15 protein-coding genes and 1 pseudogene are annotated in these 20,079 nt (G+C 47.6%); 14 read left to right on the top strand and 2 right to left on the bottom strand.

Annotated features, from left to right (window positions below):
* Positions 1-19: 19 nt before the first annotated feature.
* The 14 genes and pseudogenes from DOT_RS32855 to DOT_RS26590 all read left to right on the top strand — a co-directional run.
* Positions 20-172 (top strand): annotated as a pseudogene (locus DOT_RS32855) (DUF6760 family protein); the annotation flags it as partial.
* A gap of 14 nt (positions 173-186) precedes the next feature.
* Positions 187-615: a phage tail protein gene (locus DOT_RS26655; protein ID WP_009624741.1), complete on the top strand. Its 429-nt coding sequence runs from the start codon at positions 187-189 to the stop codon at positions 613-615.
* Between the two features lies 1 nt (position 616).
* The gene (locus DOT_RS26650) at positions 617-1,969 is read left to right on the top strand and encodes a hypothetical protein (RefSeq protein ID WP_009624740.1); all 1,353 of its coding nucleotides are present in this window, start codon (positions 617-619) and stop codon (positions 1,967-1,969) included.
* A gap of 1 nt (position 1,970) precedes the next feature.
* A complete protein-coding gene (locus tag DOT_RS26645) occupies positions 1,971-2,624 on the top strand; it encodes a LysM peptidoglycan-binding domain-containing protein (protein WP_009624739.1) in 654 nt (217 codons plus the stop codon).
* A gap of 152 nt (positions 2,625-2,776) precedes the next feature.
* Positions 2,777-3,694: a contractile injection system protein, VgrG/Pvc8 family gene (locus DOT_RS26635; protein ID WP_083824306.1), complete on the top strand. Its 918-nt coding sequence runs from the start codon at positions 2,777-2,779 to the stop codon at positions 3,692-3,694.
* On the top strand, positions 3,691-4,347 hold the full coding sequence (locus tag DOT_RS26630; protein WP_009624736.1) for a phage baseplate assembly protein V: 657 nt from the start codon (positions 3,691-3,693) through the stop codon (positions 4,345-4,347). The genes DOT_RS26635 and DOT_RS26630 overlap by 4 nt, the downstream gene beginning before the upstream one ends.
* Positions 4,348-4,361: 14 nt before the next feature.
* On the top strand, positions 4,362-4,655 hold the full coding sequence (locus tag DOT_RS26625; protein WP_009624735.1) for a PAAR domain-containing protein: 294 nt from the start codon (positions 4,362-4,364) through the stop codon (positions 4,653-4,655).
* Between the two features lie 6 nt (positions 4,656-4,661).
* The gene (locus DOT_RS26620) at positions 4,662-5,081 is read left to right on the top strand and encodes a GPW/gp25 family protein (protein ID WP_009624734.1); all 420 of its coding nucleotides are present in this window, start codon (positions 4,662-4,664) and stop codon (positions 5,079-5,081) included.
* Positions 5,082-5,106: 25 nt separating this feature from the next.
* Positions 5,107-8,361, top strand: coding sequence for a putative baseplate assembly protein (locus DOT_RS26615; protein ID WP_009624733.1), 3,255 nt, complete (start codon positions 5,107-5,109; stop codon positions 8,359-8,361).
* 27 nt (positions 8,362-8,388) lie between these two features.
* Entirely contained in the window at positions 8,389-10,338 is a 1,950-nt protein-coding gene (locus tag DOT_RS26610) for a putative baseplate assembly protein (RefSeq protein WP_009624732.1), read from the top strand.
* On the top strand, positions 10,338-12,353 hold the full coding sequence (locus tag DOT_RS26605) for a phage tail protein (RefSeq protein WP_009624731.1): 2,016 nt from the start codon (positions 10,338-10,340) through the stop codon (positions 12,351-12,353). Before DOT_RS26610 ends, DOT_RS26605 begins: the two co-directional genes overlap by 1 nt.
* Positions 12,354-12,637: 284 nt before the next feature.
* Entirely contained in the window at positions 12,638-14,101 is a 1,464-nt protein-coding gene (locus tag DOT_RS26600) for an IS200/IS605 family element transposase accessory protein TnpB (protein ID WP_009624730.1), read from the top strand.
* Positions 14,102-14,230: 129 nt separating this feature from the next.
* Positions 14,231-16,129 carry a helix-hairpin-helix domain-containing protein gene (locus DOT_RS26595; RefSeq protein ID WP_009624729.1) on the top strand — a complete coding sequence of 633 codons (1,899 nt, stop codon included), beginning with the start codon at positions 14,231-14,233 and terminating at the stop codon, positions 16,127-16,129.
* A gap of 45 nt (positions 16,130-16,174) precedes the next feature.
* A complete protein-coding gene (locus tag DOT_RS26590; protein ID WP_009624728.1) occupies positions 16,175-18,922 on the top strand; it encodes a hypothetical protein in 2,748 nt (915 codons plus the stop codon).
* Positions 18,923-18,963: 41 nt separating this feature from the next.
* Here DOT_RS26590 and DOT_RS26585 read toward each other — a convergent pair whose 3' ends face one another.
* Positions 18,964-19,659 carry a FadR/GntR family transcriptional regulator gene (locus tag DOT_RS26585; RefSeq protein WP_009624727.1) on the bottom strand — a complete coding sequence of 232 codons (696 nt, stop codon included), beginning with the start codon at positions 19,657-19,659 and terminating at the stop codon, positions 18,964-18,966.
* A 41-nt stretch (positions 19,660-19,700) separates the two neighbouring features.
* On the bottom strand, positions 19,701-20,079 hold a 379-nt coding region (locus tag DOT_RS26580), incomplete at its 5' end, for an LUD domain-containing protein (protein WP_040413542.1).

Below are 20,079 nucleotides of genomic sequence, written 5' to 3'. Positions count from 1 at the left end.
CTACCCCCATGACCGGCTTTACGAGGAGGTAGCCTTTATTGCCTATTATTTTCACTGGCCCCATGACGAAATCATGGAAATGGAGCACCGAGAGCGCAAAAGGTGGTGCAGGGAGATTTCCAAAATAAACCGCAAACTGAATAAAGAACCGGAGAATGTATTTGATCTCTAGGGGGAGGGCGGAATATGGCTACGGGTAAGAGGAAGAACCCTTATGCAAATTTTAAATTTCTGGTGGAAATCAACGGCATGGTGGTGGCTGGTTTTTCGGAAGTTTACGGACTCCAGGCGGAGACTGAAACAGAAGAGTACCGGGAAGGCGGGGTCAACCATTTCGTGCTTAAGTTGCCTAAGGTCACCAGTTATCCTAACCTTACCCTCAAAAGAGGCCTAACCGATTCCGATGCGCTCTATAAATGGTATCGAGATGTAGCTGTCGGCAGTATTGTACGGAAGCAAGTTTCTGTAGTTGTATTGGATCATTCGGGAAATGAAGTTCGCCGCTGGAATTTCTCCCAGGCTTACCCAGTAAAATGGACAGGGCCTGAGCTTAGAGCCGACAGCAGCGCAATTGCGGTGGAAGTTGTGGAACTTGTGCATAAGGGGCTAATCTGAAATGATGACTGATCAGAATTTTTGGCAGTGGGTATGGCGTAAAAACAGCATCATTAAAAAATATGGGTCGGCAGGACCGCCCCTTGTTTTGCGGTATGTCACTGCTCAGCAGGTTCTGTATTTTTGGCAGTCATTAACCTTCAAGTTAAATATGGCTTTACCAGCTTTCGCAAGCTATGCAACAGCAGGAGCGAGCTCTGCGAGGTATGCGTATGAAACAGTAGGAGCGCCCCCCGCGAGGAATGCATATGCAACAGCAGGAGTGCCCCCCGCGAGGAATGCATATGCAACAGCAGGAGTGCCCCTCGCGAGGTATGCATATGCAACAGTAGGAGCGCCCCCCGCGAGGTATGCGTATGCAACAGTAGGAGCGACCTCCGCGAGATATGGAAAAGAGGGACTGGCCTCCGCCAGTATTAGAGCAGGGGTAACCCTGCCAGAAGCCGCGGCATTCTTTCGGGAGTACCCTTGTGCGGTCACTGTTATTAAGGAGCGCCAGGGATTAAAGGCGCCGGCTGGATCTCCGCATTTGGGAGATGCAGCCATAAAAAGGGCGAAGCTTTTTCCTTTGTCAGATATAGAGAGGTACGCCTGGCAGTCAACCCAACAGACATTGGCAATTTGGCATAACAAAGCCGTGGGACAAGTTAAATTCTCACAGGGATCTATTGCAGCCTCGCAGTCAACAACCCGGGTTATCCGTTCACCGGTTAATAAATTGCCGGTAAAAATTACCGATTCGCAGTGGCGGCCGGTTTTGGTCGGTGTTCCTATAAAGGTCGTGTCACCGATGACCATAAAGGCATCCGTCACAACGATGCCTACGGCCACAGCCATAGAGAGTTCCGTCGCAGTCATGCAGACTCCGAACACAGCCGGATATGCAACGGAAGCAATCAGGTATGCGTGGGTTGTAGCAGGAGTGGCACAGAATTCAGCCACACACTCGCCACGTTCGGTAAACTGTCAGCTAAAATCAAGGGGAAAGGGGCCACTAGCAGAAGTACATCTTAAAAATACACCCGGATATCGGTCGCGTTCAGATTTAGTGTCTCATACCTCGGCGGTGCATGCGCATGCTCTGGATTATACTACCGCGGTGGACAACACACCCCCGTCGGTCGAAATTATCCACGCCGCGGCAACAAGCGTTCACGAGCCAGTCGAAATTATCCACGTCCCAGCCACAACCACTTATAAGCCAGCCACAACAGTTCAAGCTCCGGACTCTACAGTCCGGGGGATAACTATCCCTTCTACGGCGTCGGCGGTGGACATTTCTCGGTTGGCGGAGCAGGTATACCGGGTAATAGAAGGCAAAATTATTCGGGAAAAGGAAAGAAGGGGGATGTAAGGTGGATGTAGCGGAATCGAAGAGAGTGAAAGCGGAAATACAGCCGTTGGATAACAGAGGAAATCCAAAGGGTGACCCGGTTAAAGTCTTGTTTAATCCGGCGGAGTATTTCATTGAGAAAAACAATCAGTTCCAGCAAACGCTGCTGCCCGGTCTGTCGGCGCCAGTCACCCATTTCATCGGAGGCAATGCCAGTAGCCTCACTATGGAACTTTTTTTCGATACCTATGAGACAGGGGAAGATGTCAGGGATTATACCAGGAAAATTACCGACTTGCTGGAGATTGACAGTGACCTCCACGCCCCGCCTGTCTGTCAGTTCAGATGGGGTAGGCTCGAATTTAAAGCTGTACTGGAACGGGTAACCCAGCGTTTTTCCATGTTTCGCGATGAACAGGGGATACCGGTTCGAGCTACCCTCAACGTATCGTTCAAAGAGTACAAAACTATCACTGAGCAGTTTCAGGAAAAGCCCCGTTTTTCATCAGACCGGACCAAACACAGGGTAATCAGTCAAGGTGATAGCCTGTGGTTAATTGCTGACCGGGAATATGACGATCCAGCTCTTTGGCGGCGTATCGCCCGAGTTAACAACATCCAGAATCCGCGGATTTTACAAGTAGGGAAGGAAATAATAGTGCCTCCTTTGGAGTGATGAAATGGAAAAGAAGTATCACAATTTTTATGCTCCTGCTTATGAAGTTCTTATCGAAAACACTGATATCCTTCAGGAAGGGATGGAGCTTACCGACGTCATGGTAGAAAACACTGTGGAGGGCGCGGACAGCTTTTCTTTTACCGTGAATAATGCCTTCGACATCGTCAGAAAGGACTTTAATTGGCTGGACCAATATTTATCCGTTGGAAAAAAAGGTCGATATAAAGATGGGATATTACGACCGTCTGCAATCTGTGCTTTTTGGATTGGTAACGGCGGTGGATATTACTTTTCCTGCTGGCGGTTTTCCCCAGGTGGAAGTGAGAGGTCTGGACATTTCCCATCTGATGATGAAAGGGAGCAGCAGCTTTTCTTGGGATGAGGTCAAAGACAGTGAGATAGCAAGAAAAATCGCAGCTAAATATAAATTGGACGGTGTTGAAATAGAAGAAAGCAAAATAAAGCACTCTAAGGTGGTTCAGGACGGGGAGAGTGACTTTAATTTTCTCACCAGGCTGGCGGCCAGAAATGGTTTTGAATTTTTTATCCTCGGTAAAACCCTTTATTTCAGGGACCCGGCGAAAAGAAAGCTGGAGCTGCTGACTTTGGAATGGGGTAAGAATTTACTTGCTTTTGCACCGCGGATCAATATTTCCGGGCAGGTTTCAGGGATAGAGGTTAGAGGCTGGGATGCCTTGGCTAAGAAGGTTATTGTGGGCAAAGCCGGCGTAGGAGATGAGACCGGTAGCGATGATGGAAAAAAAAGCGGTGGTGAACTGGTCAGTGAAGCTTTTCGGAAAGAGATTGTGGAACGTATCAGTTGTTCTGTGCGTTCTCAGGAAGAAGCAGACCTTAAAGCTAAAACAGAGTACAATCGACGAGCTAAAAAGCTGCTTACTGGCGGCGGTGAATCTATTGGGTTACCGGACATAATGCCAGGTGGGTACCTGAAACTGGTGGGCTTAGGTAAAACCTTCAGCAGGACATATTATATTTTAGGCACTCAACATACGATCAGCAGTTTAGGCTACCGGACAACGTTCAATGTTGAAGGGAAAAAGATATGAACATAGTTGATTTGTTAAGAACAGACCAGGATGATGCGGAGAAACTATGCGGAGTAGTCATCGGGATTGTCACCAATAACAAAGATCCTGAAGGTATGGGCCGGGTAAAGGTGAAATTCCCCTGGCGGGAGAGTGAGGATGAGAGTGACTGGGCCCGATTGGCCACCTTAATGGCCGGTAGCGAACGAGGCAGTTTCTTTCTGCCGGAAGTTGATGATGAGGTTTTAGTGGCTTTTGGCCAGGGTAATATTGATCAGCCTTATGTTATCGGAATGCTGTGGAACGGTAAAGACAAGCCGCCGGAGACTAACAGTGATGGTAAGAACAATATACGTAAGATCAAATCTAGAAGCGGGCATGAGATAATTTTTAACGATGACAGCGAACAGAAAAAGGAAAAACTAGAGATCCGTACTAAAGGCGGGCATACACTGGTTTTGGATGATTCCGCAGGTCAGGAAAAAATTGAGATCAAAGATAAAACCGGTTCGAATTCTATCATCATCGATTCAGCCCAGAACTCATTAACGATTACAAGCGCGGCACAGCTCAAAATCAAGGCCCAGATGATCGAACTGGAGGCGGATGCTTCCATGACTTTAAAGTCCAGCGGTATCCTTACTATTAAGGGTTCAATGGTTAAAATCAATTGAGGAGGTTGGTCTTTATGCCGCCAGCTGCAAGGGTGGGCGATACCACTGCCCACGGCACTCCGCTTGGTCCAGGACCGGGTAGTGTAAATGTTTTAATTGGCGGAAAGCCAGCCTGGCGGGCAAATTCAGACGTCCATAATTGCCCGCTGGTTACAGGAACCGTTCCTCATGTCGGGGGAATGGTGACTATGGGCAGCACCACTGTGCTCATCAATAACCTGCCGGCCGTGCGAATGGGGGATATGATCACGGAGAGTGGGCCGCCAAATTCGGTAGCGATGGGAGAATCTACGGTAATGATCGGGTGAACACCGATGGTGAAAGGTGAGGATGTAACCATGGCTAAGGAATTCTTGGGTAGAGGGTGGAAATTCCCTGTTCAGATTGACGGTTTGACCGGAAAAATTGCCATGTCGGAATATGAGCAGGATATTCGGGAAGCAATTTGGATAATTCTGGACACCGCCAAAGGTGAAAGGGTAATGCGGCCCGATTTTGGCTGTGGAATTCATGACTTTGTGTTTGCCGCCATGGATGTCGCTACAATGGGCATGATTGAATCAAAGGTGCGTGAAGCCCTTATCCGCTGGGAACCGAGAATTGAGATTATCAGGATTAACGTGTCTCCAGGGAAGGCGGCTGACGGAAAATTGGAAATTGCCCTAGATTATCGTGTGCGTTCTACTAATAACCAGTTAAACCTGGTCTACCCTTTTTATCTTAATGAAGGTTAATAGATGATTTGAGGGGGGTGAGATAATGCAGGATTCTGGTGTTGAACTCAAAGATATCGTGAAACAAATAAGTGAACTCATACCTTTTTACACACCGGAGTGGGAGTTTGTTAATGATGAAAATGATCCGGGGGCGGCACTGGTTAACATATTTGCACTAATGTATGAAGGGGCCTGTAAACGGTTTAGACAGGTTCCTTATAAAAACCTCGTTGCTTTTATGGAAATGATTGGGATACAGCTCCTGCCGCCTCAGCAGGCTCGCGCCCCGGTAACCTTTAGCTTAAGTATGGGCGCTGTAGGAGCGGTGCTTATTCCGGTGGGGACGCAGGTTGCTGCTAACCCCCCCGATGGCGGGGCGCCGGTTATTTTCGAAACGGAAAGGAATATCCTGGCCACGCCAGCCAAACTTTGCAAAGTATTTACAACTGTACCAGCATTGGACGGGATCTTTGAACATACACCGGTATTACAGGGTGACAACAGAGCCAGACTTTTTGCCGGAAAAGAGAATCAAAACCTGCAGGAGCACAGTATGTATCTGGCCCACAGTGAAATCCTGAACCTCAAGGGCCGGGCATCAGTGGACATAAGTTTTTATGCTATGGGTACAGATCTGACCAAAGAAAACTTAATCAGGGATATTTCCTGGGAGTGGTGGAATAAAGACTGCGACCGCTGGGTTTCTTCCCACGAGGATCGAGAAGACCAGTTGAAAGTTGCGGCAGTAATCAGAAAAGACGGTGAAGCCCGGCAATGGGTTAATGTTACTTTAGACAAAGACTTTGATTCCGGATTTACAAAAACAAAGGTCTTTGAGATGGAAAGCTTCTGGCTGCGTTGCAGGATAGTTGAACCGATGACTAAGGAGTCGGTTTTTAACAAGCTCCAGATTGACCATATCATGGTCCACTCCGGACCTTTATATACATTGCCTGATCCCGATGGATTATTTTGTAACGATATTCCCCTTAGCATACCGGTTCTGGAAAAACCGCCGGTGTACCCCTTCGGTAAACGGCCAAGAACCTTTGATACCTTTTATATTGCCAATAATGACGCTCTGTCAAAGAAAGGTGCCGAAATTAACCTTCAGATCAATCTGTTTCCTGATGATCCGGAGTTCCTACCGGTAAGGCTAGTTCAGGGTATTGGCCCCGAATTTGAGGAACGGTTAATTAACAATAAAGAAAACAATAAACCATTTCCCATCGATACAGTGAGTAAACTCTTAAATAAATCAGTTGAGGAACTGGCACGGATACTGTCTGACCCTCAACATCCAGTCAGCTTAAAAAGAGCACAGAACATCAAAGAAGCAGCCGAAAAGGAATTCTATGACAAAAACACGGATTATAAAAAACTTGCCGAGCTGATTAAAGCAGCGCCTTCAGATGAGTTGATGCTTTCATGGGAATACTGGAACGGCACAGGCTGGCAGGCTGTTAAAAGCCTTGAGGACGGTACGGAAAACTTTACTCAACCCGGTTCAGTAAGTTTCAAATGCCCTTCAGACCTGGTGCCAACCACCGTCAACGGTCAAGAGAACTTCTGGATCAGGGTCCGGATTATCAACGGGGACTATGGTAAAGAAAAGTATATCAAGGTTAACGCCAATCCGGAAACCTGGCAGGTGAATTCAGGTGATATACGGCCCCCAAAGCTGTGCAGCCTGAAAATTGGTTATGCCTATGCAGCTGCCGAACTCCCAAAGGTTGAAAAATGTATAGCCTATAACAACCTCCAGTTTTCGGTGTGTAAATTGGGGTTATTCAAACCCTTTGACGTTTTGCCAGACGGCAGACCTGCCCTTTACCTGGGCTTTGATCGACCTCCTTTAAAAGGACCGGTAAGCATGTTTCTGAACCTGGAGGAACAGGAATATAAAGCGGAAGAAATACCACGGTTTACCTGGGAGTATTACCGGGAAGCTGACGGCAGGACCGATACGGTGCGACTGGAAGCACTGGATGGGACAAACAATCTCACCTACAGTGGAAACGTTGAATTTGTTGGTCCGCCAGATTTTACCCGCCTGTTTCTTTTCGGGGCTGAACTTAGCTGGATACGGGCTGTTGACGCGGACGCTAAGTTTGACCGGGTGCCTGATGCAGGAACACCCGAGCAGACGCTTTGGCTAAAGGATATACGTCTGAATACGGTCTGGGCGTCCCAGGCTGAGACAGTCAGGGATGAAATTATCGGGTCGGGCGATGGTGAGTCTGGGCAGAAGTTTAGGCTACGGAGAACTCCGGTAATTTCGGAAGCTATCTGGGTAAATGAATTTAGTGTCCTGTCAGAAGAAGAGCGGGCAGCTCTGCTCAGAAATGGTAGAGTAGAAACAAGAGAAGTTAGAGATGAAAAAGGCACTGTCCAGGAATTTTGGGTCAGGTGGGAGTCGGTGGAAGACCTGGCTGAATCTGCAGGTGATGAGCGTCATTATATGATTGACCGGGCCTTTGGTCAGGCCAGTTTTGGTAATGGCATCAACGGAGCAGCCTTGCCTGTGAGCTTGAACAATATCAAAGCGGAATACCGCACCGGAGGAGGGGCCAGAGGTAATGTGGGGGCAGGCGAAATCTCTGGGATGCGGACCTCGGTAGCTTTTGTGGACAAAGTGGTGAACCATGTGGCTGCCGCCGGTGGAACCGATACCGAACTTGTGGAACAGGCTCTTACTCGGGGGCCGCAGATGTTGAAGCATGGTAACCGGGCTGTCACCGTCGAAGACTATGAATGGCTGGCTCGTCAAGCCTCTCGCAGTGTTGCTCGGGTCAAATGCTTCCCCAACTGCAACGACAGGTGGGAAAAACAGACGGGCTGGGTGACGGTTATCATCGTCCCCGAGGGCGGTGAAGCCAAGCCCCGGCCTGATCTGCAGCTAAAACGACGGGTGGAAAAATTTCTCCGGGAACGGGCTGCCGGGGTGGTCACCAGCAGAGGACAGCTTCTGATCAGAGAACCGGAGTACAAAGAAATTTCCGTTATAGCTACCCTTGTAACTACAGAGTTTGAAATGGCGCCGTTAGTAGAGAAGACTTCAATGGAAAGGTTAAAGGCCTTCCTTCACCCGCTAAGTGGCGGAAGTGATAGGAAGGGTTGGGAGTTTGGTCGGCATCCTTATCTTTCTGATTTCTATGGGTTACTTGAGAGTATTGAGGGTGTGGACTTTGTGACGGAACTTACCGTGGACGACAGCGATATTGAGGACTATGTTCTCATATATAGCGGTAACCACAATGTAACTGTCCGGCCGCCGGGCGGTCAACAGCCGCGTTAACGCCGCCCCGCTGGAGGAGGGAAAACTATGCTACCTTTACCGGTATTAGATGATAAAAGCTTCCGAGAGATCGTAGAAGACGCTTTAAAATTAATTCCCCGGTTTACGCCGGAATGGACTGATTATAACCCCCACGATCCCGGGATGACCTTTATTGAACTTTTTGCCTGGCTGGTCGAGATGCAGCATTATTACATGGACCAGGTGGGAGAGCAGAATTACCTGAAATTTTTGCGGCTGTTGGGTATCAGGCCCAAAGAGGCTGTTCCGGCAAAAGTAGACGTGACCTTCTCCCTGCCGGAAGAGTATGCTGCAGCTTCACCACTGGTTGTGCCCCAGGGGACTAAACTCTTGGCAGGCGAAGTAATTTTTGAAACCCTGGAAACGATCAGTTTAAATAAGGCGGAGCTGGTGAAAATTTTAACTGCCGCAGGAAATTTCTCGGATAATACCGAAACAAACCGGCGTTTGGGCCTATACTACTATGCCTTCGGTGAAAAAGCTGCCCAAGGCAGCAGACTTTATCTGGGCTTTGATAATTCCCCTGCAGAGCTAACGTTGACGGTCAATCTGTTTGAAGATTACCCGGAAGAGGGGAGCCATTATGGTGAGCAGCCGGAAATCATCCCTACGGCCAGGGTCAGCTGGGAATATGGTTATAGGGAAATAGGTTGGTCGGTCTCTGGAGAGACTGGGGATTGGTGGCCGCTAAACCTTGTCAAAGATGAAACCCTCGGCCTGTTCCGGAGTGGCAGAGTATACCTCGCTATGCCGGATTCAAAGCTGCAGCAGGAGAAGATAAACTTTTGGCTCCGCTGTACCGTGGTGCAGGACGGCTACGAAATACCACCTAAAATTCATAACATCCTGTATAACACGATCGGGGCGGTACAGCAAGAGACCTTAAGCAGTGGGGACAATCCGTTGCTGCTGACCTACGGCAGCGGCCTGCCGGGGCAAAAAATTATCCTTCGACGTACTCCTGTGATTTCCTCAACCTTTGCCCTGCAGGTTGAGGAAAGAAACAGAGAAGGTAACCGAATGACCCTGATGTGGCGGGACTGGCAGAGGGTTGACGATTTAGACGCCTCAGAACCCGATGACCGGCATTACGTATTAAACTCTGAAACCGGTGAAGTATTATTCGGTGACGGGGTTAACGGAGCGGTTCCCTCGGCGCCGGTCAGGGCGGGGGAAAAGAATATCCGTGTTGTAACGTATCAGGTTGGCGGTGGTGAAAAAGGCAATCTAAAAGCAGGAGCGGTAAATAAGTTGCTATGCTCGCCGGACAGTGAACTTGCCCATCTCTTGGTCGAAAACCAGCTGCCGGCAGTTGGCGGTGCTGAACCGGAAACCCTGGAACAGGCTAAGGCCCAGGCCCGCAGAGAATTAAATACAATATCCAGGGCTGTGACCTTTGATGATTTTGAGAAGCTGGCCTGCATGACCCCCGGGCTGCGGGTGGCTAGAGCCAAAGCCTTCTCTCAGGGAAAGGAGGGGGTAAAAGTGGTGGTTGTTCCCTACAGCCAGGCACCTAACCCTACGCCAGGAGAAGGTTTTCTAGAAACTGTCCGTCGGCACCTGGATATGCACAGGCTAGTCACCACCAGGGTGGAAGTATTGCCCCCTCAGTATACGGTAGTCAATATATATGCCTCCGTAGGCGTTAAGCCGCGTTATGATCCGGAAACCACCAGGGAGCAAATCCTGGCAGGGCTGGAGAATTTTCTGCACCCCGTCTGGGGCGGCCCCGAAGAGGCCGGCTGGCCTTTTGGTCGGAGGGTCTATAAATCGGAACTGTACCAGCTCATCCAAAATATAGAAGGTGTCGATTATGTAAAAGAATTGGAGGTTACCAGTCCGGAGGAAGGTGACCAGCTGAAAAATCAGGTTGAGCAGCTGAGATTAGTATACCTGGGTGAGCGGCGGGTTGATATCCTCAGCCCCGGACGAACAGAGAAAGGAGCGGTATGGTAATGAGTACAGGTGCAGACCGGATGCAGTTTCTTACGCTGAATAAAAAAGCGGCTTGGGATGAAGGTCTGCCGGTCCGGGTGAGGATTTCGGAGGAAGGAATCAAAATAACTGAGGCTGAGAAATATGTAACCGATCTTGCTGTAGGTAAGGAAGCATTTCCAGCCGAGTTGGAAGTGAGGGACTATGCTGTTGGCTGGTGCAATATGATCTACCTTCTGGATCAAAAGGGCACGGTATGGCTTTGTGACTCTAGGCGGAAAAGATTTGAACGGATTTGCTGTACCGGAGCCTATATTCAGAATCCCCTGAGCATTGCTATCACTGCGGATACGGTTTACATAGGGGATGGAGGAGCAGGGGGGAGAATCTTTGCTTTTGCTCTGGTTAACTGGCAGCTTAGGTGGTGTATCAATATCGGATTTCCTGCTGTTGACTTGGCGGTGGATGAAGAGGGAAGATTGTTCGCTCTGGATGCTGGAGAGCGGAGAGTTTTAATCTTCAACACCGGAGGATGTCTTATAAAGAAGATTGTATTCGATGGTCCGGACAGAGATTTAACTGCGCTGACAGTTTCACGGGGCGGTATGCTTTATAGCTTTGACCGGCAGTCAAATAAACTCCTCAGTGTGGATCTGGGCTCTGGGGAGAAAAATTATAGCCTGCTTGCTTTTAACCGGGAATTTACCGGTTTGGCTGTCGATACCCGGGACAGTATCTTTATTGGTTGTAATTCCGGCATTTATAAATATGACCTAGCAGGGAAATTCACCAGCGAGATAACTGCTTATAGCGGAACTGTTAAGGGATTGGCAGTGGATGGGCGGGATAAGCTCTTTGTTTTGGGAGCAGTGGAGCTTACAATCCTGACGACGCGGACCGTGCTGGCCAGACCGGAGGAAGGGCAGCTGCCTAAAGGGCTTTACTTCTCCAAGGCCTTTGATAGCACCACACAGGGAACCCGGTGGCATAAGTTCCTCCTTGATGCGAAAATTCCGGAAAATACACAAATAAAGGTTTCTTATCTGATTGCTGAGCATAACGAGCTGGACGACTATATAACCGAAGGTTCGGCGGCTGCGGAGGAAGAGAAACTGGAAAAGATAGTTACGCACCTGAACAGCCTGAACTGGTCACCTCCCCTCATTAACCCAGGCGATGCTTTAGTTTTGAATGATGAAAATAACTCCGACAAAAGTTCGAAAGGGCGGTACCTTTGGCTTCGGATTGAACTTATCGGCAATGAAGCAGAATCACCGATCTTAAGGAGTATCCGCGTTTATCTTCCGCGGTCATCTTATCTACGGTACTTACCCGCTGTTTATCAGGAAGATGACAGCAGCCGGGATTTCCTGGAACGCTTTCTGTCCCTGTTTGAAACCTTTTTTAGTAAACTTGAGGAGCAAACATACCATGTCACCGGCCTTTTTGACCCGTTCGCTGTTCCTGGGGAGTTTCTCAACCGTCTTGCGGTCTGGCTGGGTATTGCTGTTGATGAAAACTGGCCGGAAGAGAAGTTACGGCAGTTAATAAACAAAGCCATGAACTTATACAGAAAGCGTGGTACCTGTGCCGGAATTGAAGAGATGATTCGGCTATATACGGGGATTAAACCTTATATCATCGAACATTTTAAGCTGGATTGGATGCAGGATGAAAGATTGAAGGAACTGCTTTACGGAAATGATCCAAATATGTTTACTGTGCTGTTGAATCCAGTCAAGGCAAACAAAGGATGTTTTACTGTGCGGGATTTTACGGACAACGAACTGGAAACGGTACAACGTATACTAAGTTCAGAAAAACCGGCTCATACCGACGCCAGACTTGTGGTGCTGCAGCCCTGGATTTATCTTGATCTGTATACTTACCTGGGTGTTAACACATGTCTATCCGAACCTTCTCCCTGTCTCGACACTGGGGCATATATGCCCCGCGACACGGTCTTAACTGACTTTGAAGTAGCCGGACAGATAGAAAGACGGTCAAGAATGGGTCTGGATACAATACTAACTTGAAAAAGGAGGTGGAAAAAGTTGCTAAATAACTAGATAAATATGTCATTGAATATGCTGATCGACTAGCACGATTGGTTTTTCCTATCTTAAAGAATTTGCCCAATCGTTCAATGTTAAAATTGAAGCGATAGAAAATGCTAAAAAACTTCAACTCAACGAAGAAATGGTCAATGACTTAGTAAGTATCGTCACCTGCTTTAGTGCAAGGCTTTATGGTGCTAGAGGTGGTCGGAAACTTAAGCAAACGATTGTGCAGACCATAGAAACATTGGAGCTGGAGCGAGGTGAGTTCCACGAAGACAACAATGAAGGCGATTCTAACCGACCCCACAGTTGAGCAAAAAGCTCTTATTGATAATATGATGCTCGTTTTCGGTACTGCCCTTCGCTATTCCTTTAAACGACAGCTCGAAGGGCAAGCGATTGGTGAGTTGGAAAAAGTGGTAGCTAATAAATATAAGCTCAATATCCGACAGGCTAAAGATGCTGTTGAGTCAGCGAGACAGACGATTGCTTCGCAACACGAACTCGTAAAGCTTTACTGCGGAAACTACCGCAAAAAAGTGGATGCTCTCGTTAAACGATTAAAGTATCCCAAGCTCTCTGAGCGTAAACGTAAAGCCTTAACCTCAAAGTTAGCAAAACGAGAACGGAAACTGGAATACTGGACAGCGTTCCTAATCGCTAAGACCTTTCCGCCTGTCACCTTTGGTACGAAGGCCATGTTTATCAGGCGTTGTAAGGGGCTAATCACGAAGCAAGAATGGCAAGATTTCCGAAATAATCGCTTTTATAGTCGTGGAGATAAGTCTAAAGGCGGCAATCCCAATCTAAGGGTTGTTTTCAAAGAAGGCGTTAGTTTTTTAGAAATCTCAACCTTCGAAAAGACCGAAGCGAACCGAGCGGTTAAGGTTTTAATGCCAATTTATCTACCACAAAAGCTGTCTAAAAAAACGGGCAAAGTCAACGGACTTAACTATCGACAACGGTTCATAGACTCGCTAGAGCGTGGTGAAGCTTATCAGGTTGAGTTGCTCAAGCGAGAGGGTAAGTATTACGCTCACATAACCTTTGAAGAGCTTGAAACCAAGGTGATTTACACAGCCCATCTCAGTATGATCGGCGTAGATACAAATCCTGACGGTTTTGGACTCACCAAAGTAAGTAGACAAGGTAATTATCAAGGTCACACCTATCTAAAACAGCCCGGATTGACTTACTGTCGTAGTGACCGCAGACTTAACTTATGCGGTGAACTCGTGAGGGACGCGGTTAATAAAGCTGAAAACAATCAATGCGGGATGGCTGCCGAAGACTTAAAGTTTAAGGATGACCGCGATGTTGCGACTAAGTTAGCAAGAGCATCAAGCCAGTTTGTCTACGCCACACTCCTTCGGATGCTCGAGAGGCGTTGCTTACGCCGAGGAGTTGAGCTTTCTAAGGTAAAACCTCAATACACGAGCAAAATAGGCTTATATAAATATTGTCATCAGTATGGACTAGATGTTCATAATGGAGCCGCTTTAGTCATTGCAAGACGAGGCTACGGTTACAGTGAGGCTGTATCCAAGTTACTTTTCGACAAACTAATTCCGAAGAAAATGCTAACGGCTTTTATAGAGAAGCACGAATGGGGTCAATGGAGCGAAATAAGTAAACAGGTCAACAAAAGATTTAAACAACGAAAGGAAGTGAACACACCTGGTTTATGGCTAGTACGTAGGAAACGTCTCCTAGGAATTGCTTAACGATTAAACTTAAACAAATCGACTGCACAAGTACACTTAGTTGAAAGGCTTGTGCGGAGTGACCTTTAAGGGCGACTAACAGTTGCACATCTGTTGTACTTAATGGAGGGACTCCATAGGCTTTGACGGATGTTTAATACGAAAGTATTAACCCTAGTAGCTGAATCCTGTGACGCTACCGCTTTGTTTAGTCGGCAAAGTGAAGATATTCTAAGCAAATGTATAGAATTGTTTAGTATTTGGAAACCAGGTCTTATTATGACAGATTGCTACTCCAAAAATACCTTTGTGCGCAACCGGTACTTTTATGGCAAGTTACTCACTGTCAGTGACTTTGAGATAGAGCAGCGTTACTTTATTGAAAAGTCCCGGGCTGTTAACCGCCTGCTCCACGGTGTAGGCGTGGTAAGCGGGTTGCAAGTCACCCCGACAATAAAATCGACTGCTGCGGGAAAAACTCTAGCCGTTAAAATTTCCGAAGGCATGGCCCTGGACTGCTGTGGGAATCTGATTTATGTGAGTGGCGAGGAAAATGTGGAGGAAAACCCGGTAGAAAACCAAACTTATTATTTTTATTTAAAATACAAACAGTGCTATGGGCATCCACAACCGACCAAAAATTATTCCTGCAAGGAAGAATGCTGCTACGGCCAAATTGAGGATGCTTACGATGTTATTATTTCCACCGGGGAACCGGAAGTCCAATTAACCGGAAAAGATGACGTGCCTGTTAAAGAACTTGAGAAAATCTGTCTAACGAAAACTACGGATTCCTGTCCTCACTCTAAAGATCCCGATGACGCCAAAGTTCTTATCGGCGTGGCGAAAGTAGTGGACGGAAAAATAGATTACGAAGGATCAACAGCGGAGTTTATCAAATATCGTTCGGTAGTATATAACCACCCCATGCTGCGTGACCTGGTGCTGGCCCTGAATGAGTTTGCCCTTAAGATCAGCGCTGAGATCAAGGTTTTAAATGATGATCTGAAGACTTTGAGCGTTGATGTACAGGGGATTGAAAAACACGTAGAAAAAATTGACGGCCAGGTGCTGGCGTTAGAAGAGTTCGAGCTTAAGATCGGCGCTGAGGTTGAGGTTTTAAGTAATGATCTGAAGACCTTGAGCGTTGATGTACTGGGCATGGAAAAACAACTGGCTGAAATTGACGGCCAGGTGGTGGCGTTGAAGGAAGACACGAAGAAACTGGATAAACGTCTTGGGCTACATTTAACCGACTTCAAAAATCCCCATAAGACCAGTCACAATGCAACCAACCCTGCTCCAGCAGACGAAAGCAACGACGACAATACCAGAGATAAGCATGTGTCTAATGCCGATGCCATGCGCTGGAACCGTTCTATTGCAGCAATCCAAGTGGACAACGTTGTTTTGGAAAAGCCAGGAGGCTATATCCACCTGAAGGCAGGGGAAAATGTCACCCTGAAGACTGAGCCAGATGCTACAGTCATCGTCAGCGCCGCCGGGACTGCGGCGACAACAGCCAAAACCGGCCGGGTGTCGATTAAAACCGGTAATGGCGGGATTGGATCTGTAACGGTTGACCCTGGTTTAAAGGAAAGCTACAGTGTTCAGCTGGGCCTGGAATTTGAGACAGAAAGCAGTATATATGTCGAATATGCGCCTGTTCATATCCTGAATTCTAAAGAGCAGGTCTCCATGTCAAGCCGGGTGTTCCTAAAAGGGGATAACATCGGCAAATTCGAAATCTTTTTACATTACATAAACAATGATATGACTCATATTGTCGAAACCTTCACGGCTAATGTCCAGTGGGTTGCTATCCCGGCAGAAAAAGTGAGAATCCTCAAACCTGGCAAGATTGCCTTGACAGATATCAAAGATATCAATGAGCTTTTTGCGTACAAATTAAGTAGTGAAGGTATTACTGATGTGGCGGCTCTGGCCAAAGCTTCCGACCAGAAGGTTGCTGATATCCTAGGGATAAATGATCTCGGCAAAGTCAGAAGCCTGATTAATGAAGCAAAGAAGCTGCTGGAGGAATCATGAACGTAGTGCCTGACCAAAGGTTGTGAGTTCCGGAGGTGATATTAAATGAGTGGTCATCGGGCAGATCAAACGAAACAAGTCGTTGCTGCACAACGAAATAAGGACGTAACACCCGTAAGAGGGCAAATTGCGGATCGCTCATCAATAAACCCACTTCTCCAACTTCAGAAGACTATAGGCAATGAGGCGGTACAGCGCCTGATCCAGGCAAATCTGAATGCCAGTCAACCAAAGGATAAAGTTAATTTCTATAAATTTTCTATTGAAGGTAAGACAATTACTCTTACTGAAGGAGAGTATAAATCTGAACTCGTTCGGATTACCAGCCAGCTAGAAGTTAATTTTGGGTTGCTGGAGGGTGAAGCGGTTTACAATGCCCGGCAGCATAAAATGTTCCTTGATGAAATCCACGGCTTTGTAGGTTGTATAAGTGATATCCTTGGTGATACAGTACCACCTCATATCGGGATTTGGTCTTGGCCGCGTCCGGCAATCGAACGGGGGCGGGAAGCGCTTAAGACAGGAAGGGTAGAGTTGGCGGCAAAACAGTTAAAGCTTGCTCAAGAATCATTATGCGATGCCAAGCGGGAGTGGAATGTATATATCGATAAGACAACAGGCGGTTCTGAGCAAGCGGTTACAGCTTTAACCTATACAAGGGATATCTCTTTCGCTATTGCTATCGGGACGGCCACAGTTGTTGCAGCCCCGGTAGTCGCCGGCGCCCTTGCTGGGGGTGGCGCGGTAACAACTGGTACCGCCCTTGCTTCAGGTGCCATGGTAACCTCAGGTGGAGCCGGGGCAGGCGCCGTTTTACGGGGCGGGTCTTCTGCAGCGGGGCAGGCTCTGGCCGGCGGCCCGATTAACTATAACGAGGTATTGAAGGAATCTGTTGAGGGAGCTAAGCATGGCGCGGTGGACGCTGCAAGCGGTGTAGTCGGTTTTGGTGCAGGAAAAGCGCTGGGACTCGGAGCAAAAGGTATGGGTCTCGGCCAGCAAATTTTAAAAGGTAGCTTGGCGGGCGGAGCAGGTGGAGGTACCGGGGGAGCATTGGATGCATTATTAGAGAGGAAATCGGCCAAGGAAATCATTGAGGCTGGTGGCAAAGGCGTACTGGCAGGAATTGCGGGGGGGATTTTTGGTACTGCCGCTACTGGTTTTTCACAGGGAAGATCCCCAATGGTAAAGTTTCTTTTTGAGACCCTTGGTGAGGGTGGTGGCGGGGCAGTAAGCGCCGCCCTTACAGGGGGATCACCAGAAGAAATTAAGAAAGCGATCATCACAAGCATTATTACCGGGAGAGCAACATCAATGGCAGCTCACCCTGCTAAGGGGGCGCTTAAGGCTAATGTAAAGGCAGATATGGAAGTATTACCGGAACGAACCCTTGCCAGGACAAAGCCAGGAACAGCAAAAAAACCTTGGAAGTGGTCATGGAAAAAGGGTAACAAGAATGAAGTTCCCATGATGGTGGACCACCCTGAATACCCCAACATCTTTTATGATGCCAATATTGAAAACCTTAACTTGAAAAAACTGTTTAAAGAACTGGGAAAGACCGAAACGGGTAGTCAAATCATTCGGGAAATTGAGAACGGTAACATGCATCTTATTGTTACTAAGGAGGGCTTGTCGAAAAGAGCCGTAGGACTCCAAACCGGCAAAGAGGTGCATGTCGTGTGGGACGATAACAGGAAGGAGGTTGTGAGCACCCTAATTCACGAGGGGTCGCACTTTCTGTTCAAAGATGAGAATGGGAATCCCAACGGCACAAGGCTTCATGACGAGGCTAACGCCAGAATACATGAGTATGAATACAGGATGAAAGTGGGAGCAAAGCCCTATGACAGCGCAGAAGCTGCGTATCGGGAAACCTTTAGAAAAGTGAATAAGGAAACAATGGATTCGGCGAAAGCCCAGGTTGCGGCTGAAAAGGCGATGATAGAAGAACTGAAGCAGGATTATGTACGTACAGGGGTGGAGTCACCTCAGCAGGAAAGGGCTGACAGCGGGCAGTTAATCCACGAGACGGCAGTGAGAATTGAAAATAGAATCTTCAAGGGATCCAAGGCGCCTGTACCTGCATCTGAGGTAGCAGGTGGATCTGCTCCAACCGGAACCGCCCCAATTAAACCCGGGACTTCGGAGTACCACCGCAAGCCAAACGAGGATCGGAGAACGGCTCGGAGAGTTCCCGCTCCCAGGAAAGGAGGGACAGTGACAGGATCTCCAAAAGAGAGCATAGATGATTATATTAAAAGAGGCGGTGAGATAAAGAAGTTACCTCCTGACCCTAGGCTTAGTTCTGACTCATCCACCCGCTCTTTTTATGAAGAAATTGCAGAATCGGGATTGATTCATGAAGATCCGGTCCTGGAGAGTTTGCTTAGGGTCCAGGGAACACGTAGGGATACCCTATTTAAGGATCAGATTGTCCCTTTAATGAGGAAGTCAATGCCGACTAATTCCGTATTTACAACTAGGGATTCCATATTCCTTGAGCAGGTCCTGGGTATCCAAAAGCTTCCCTGGCGGAGGGGGTCAGGTCCGGATCTTATTCTTGTAGACGTTCAGGGAAAAAGAATAGCAATTTTAGATTTGACCAGAACTCCCAGGGCAAGCCATTCCTCAAAAACAGAGAATTATACGGGACTCCTGAAAGATGTTTTGCCTCAGGGATGGCAAATAGAGGCTACTCAGGATTTCTACCATGTTGGCCAATTTAGTTCCCAAAAGGTAATTGGCCAGTTAAAAGATATTTTAGTTAAGTTCGGGTATATGCATCGGAGCTAATTCGACAATTGTTTAAAGTTGAAGGAACCAAGGCTTTAACACTAGCCCTCGCCCCTTGATCCTTCTAAATGGTTTTTCATAAGAATCCTTGCTTGTTCCGCGTTGTGACTAACAATAGCCTCATAGATTGAGATATGCTCTTGAATCGTGCATAGACCCCCAATATCATGACTAAAACGGATTGGGCCAGCTTTCTTAATGAGTTCTAGAATATGGATTACAAACGTTTGCAACAGTCGATTCATCATTGAATTCTGTGAAGCTTGAGTAACCAGAAAGTGAAACCGCATATCCTCTTTAGCATAAGCGTCTAGATCGTGTAATTGGGACTGCATGTCACGAAGGGCTTGAGAAATTCGCTGCAAGTCTGTCTCTGTGGCTCTTAACGCTGCTAAGCCGGCACATTCAACTTCAAGGGTAATCCGAGTTTCCCAAAGCTCCTCTATTCGTGTCGGTTCGACGGATAAAGCTAAGGCCAAAGGACTAATAACCTCATTTAACTGAGCATCGCGAATGAATGTACCGCCTCCGGGTTTAATTTCAACCCATCCTAAGAACTCCATAGTTCTTAAGGCCTCGCGCAAAGTTGTCCGACTAACCCCCAACTCACCTGCCATTTCTCGTTCACCCATCAGTCGATCTCCGGGTCGGAGCTTTTCCTTGATTATCAAGCTATTAATTTGTTTTAGAACCTCGTGAGACGTTCTTTGAGGTTTCGTGATCTTTTCAAACTGCATTGAAACCCTCCCCTAGATGCGAAGAGCAAAACCTAACAGAGCTAAACCTGGATTCCCATGGGACAATTTTGATTACACAATGAGCAGGCCCCACAATCTGTATTATTAGCTTGTTTTGAGCCTTGTACAAAAGCGGCCAAAACGTTTGCCCTTTTCCCGGTGAAAAAATAGCCCCTCTCTAATCCTTCGCCAAGATATTTGGGGCAATCGACGAGACACCCTCCGCAGTGCAGGCATTTAAGCAAATCCCACTGCTGATTTTCAGAAGCTGCCAAACGTCCATTATCGAGTAAAATGACATACACCTCTTTGGGGCCGTGCATACCTTGGACCATTCTAAACTCGATATCTGCCGTTCTGCTAGGGCCACTGATAAAGGAAATATATTTAAGAACATCTTTTCCCATGCCATTCACACTG

This window comes from Desulfosporosinus sp. OT (assembly GCF_000224515.1).
GTDB lineage: Bacteria > Bacillota > Desulfitobacteriia > Desulfitobacteriales > Desulfitobacteriaceae > Desulfosporosinus.
This window is presented reverse-complemented; position numbering and strand designations above follow the sequence as displayed.

Bases quoted from the DNA above. Each gene is read 5' to 3' on its own strand.
- DOT_RS26630 (WP_009624736.1), top strand. From the start codon at position 3,691: ATGAACATAGTTGATTTGTTAAGAACAGACCAGGATGATGCGGAGAAA.
- DOT_RS26650 (WP_009624740.1), top strand. From the start codon at position 617: ATGATGACTGATCAGAATTTTTGGCAGTGGGTATGGCGTAAAAACAGC.
- DOT_RS26635 (WP_083824306.1), top strand. From the start codon at position 2,777: ATGCCTTCGACATCGTCAGAAAGGACTTTAATTGGCTGGACCAATATT.
- DOT_RS26590 (WP_009624728.1), top strand. From the start codon at position 16,175: ATGAGTGGTCATCGGGCAGATCAAACGAAACAAGTCGTTGCTGCACAA.
- DOT_RS26655 (WP_009624741.1), top strand. From the start codon at position 187: ATGGCTACGGGTAAGAGGAAGAACCCTTATGCAAATTTTAAATTTCTG.
- DOT_RS26605 (WP_009624731.1), top strand. From the start codon at position 10,338: ATGAGTACAGGTGCAGACCGGATGCAGTTTCTTACGCTGAATAAAAAA.
- DOT_RS26610 (WP_009624732.1), top strand. From the start codon at position 8,389: ATGCTACCTTTACCGGTATTAGATGATAAAAGCTTCCGAGAGATCGTA.
- DOT_RS26625 (WP_009624735.1), top strand. From the start codon at position 4,362: ATGCCGCCAGCTGCAAGGGTGGGCGATACCACTGCCCACGGCACTCCG.
- DOT_RS26620 (WP_009624734.1), top strand. From the start codon at position 4,662: ATGGTGAAAGGTGAGGATGTAACCATGGCTAAGGAATTCTTGGGTAGA.
- DOT_RS26615 (WP_009624733.1), top strand. From the start codon at position 5,107: ATGCAGGATTCTGGTGTTGAACTCAAAGATATCGTGAAACAAATAAGT.
- DOT_RS26585 (WP_009624727.1), bottom strand. From the start codon at position 19,659: ATGCAGTTTGAAAAGATCACGAAACCTCAAAGAACGTCTCACGAGGTT.
- DOT_RS26595 (WP_009624729.1), top strand. From the start codon at position 14,231: ATGTTTAATACGAAAGTATTAACCCTAGTAGCTGAATCCTGTGACGCT.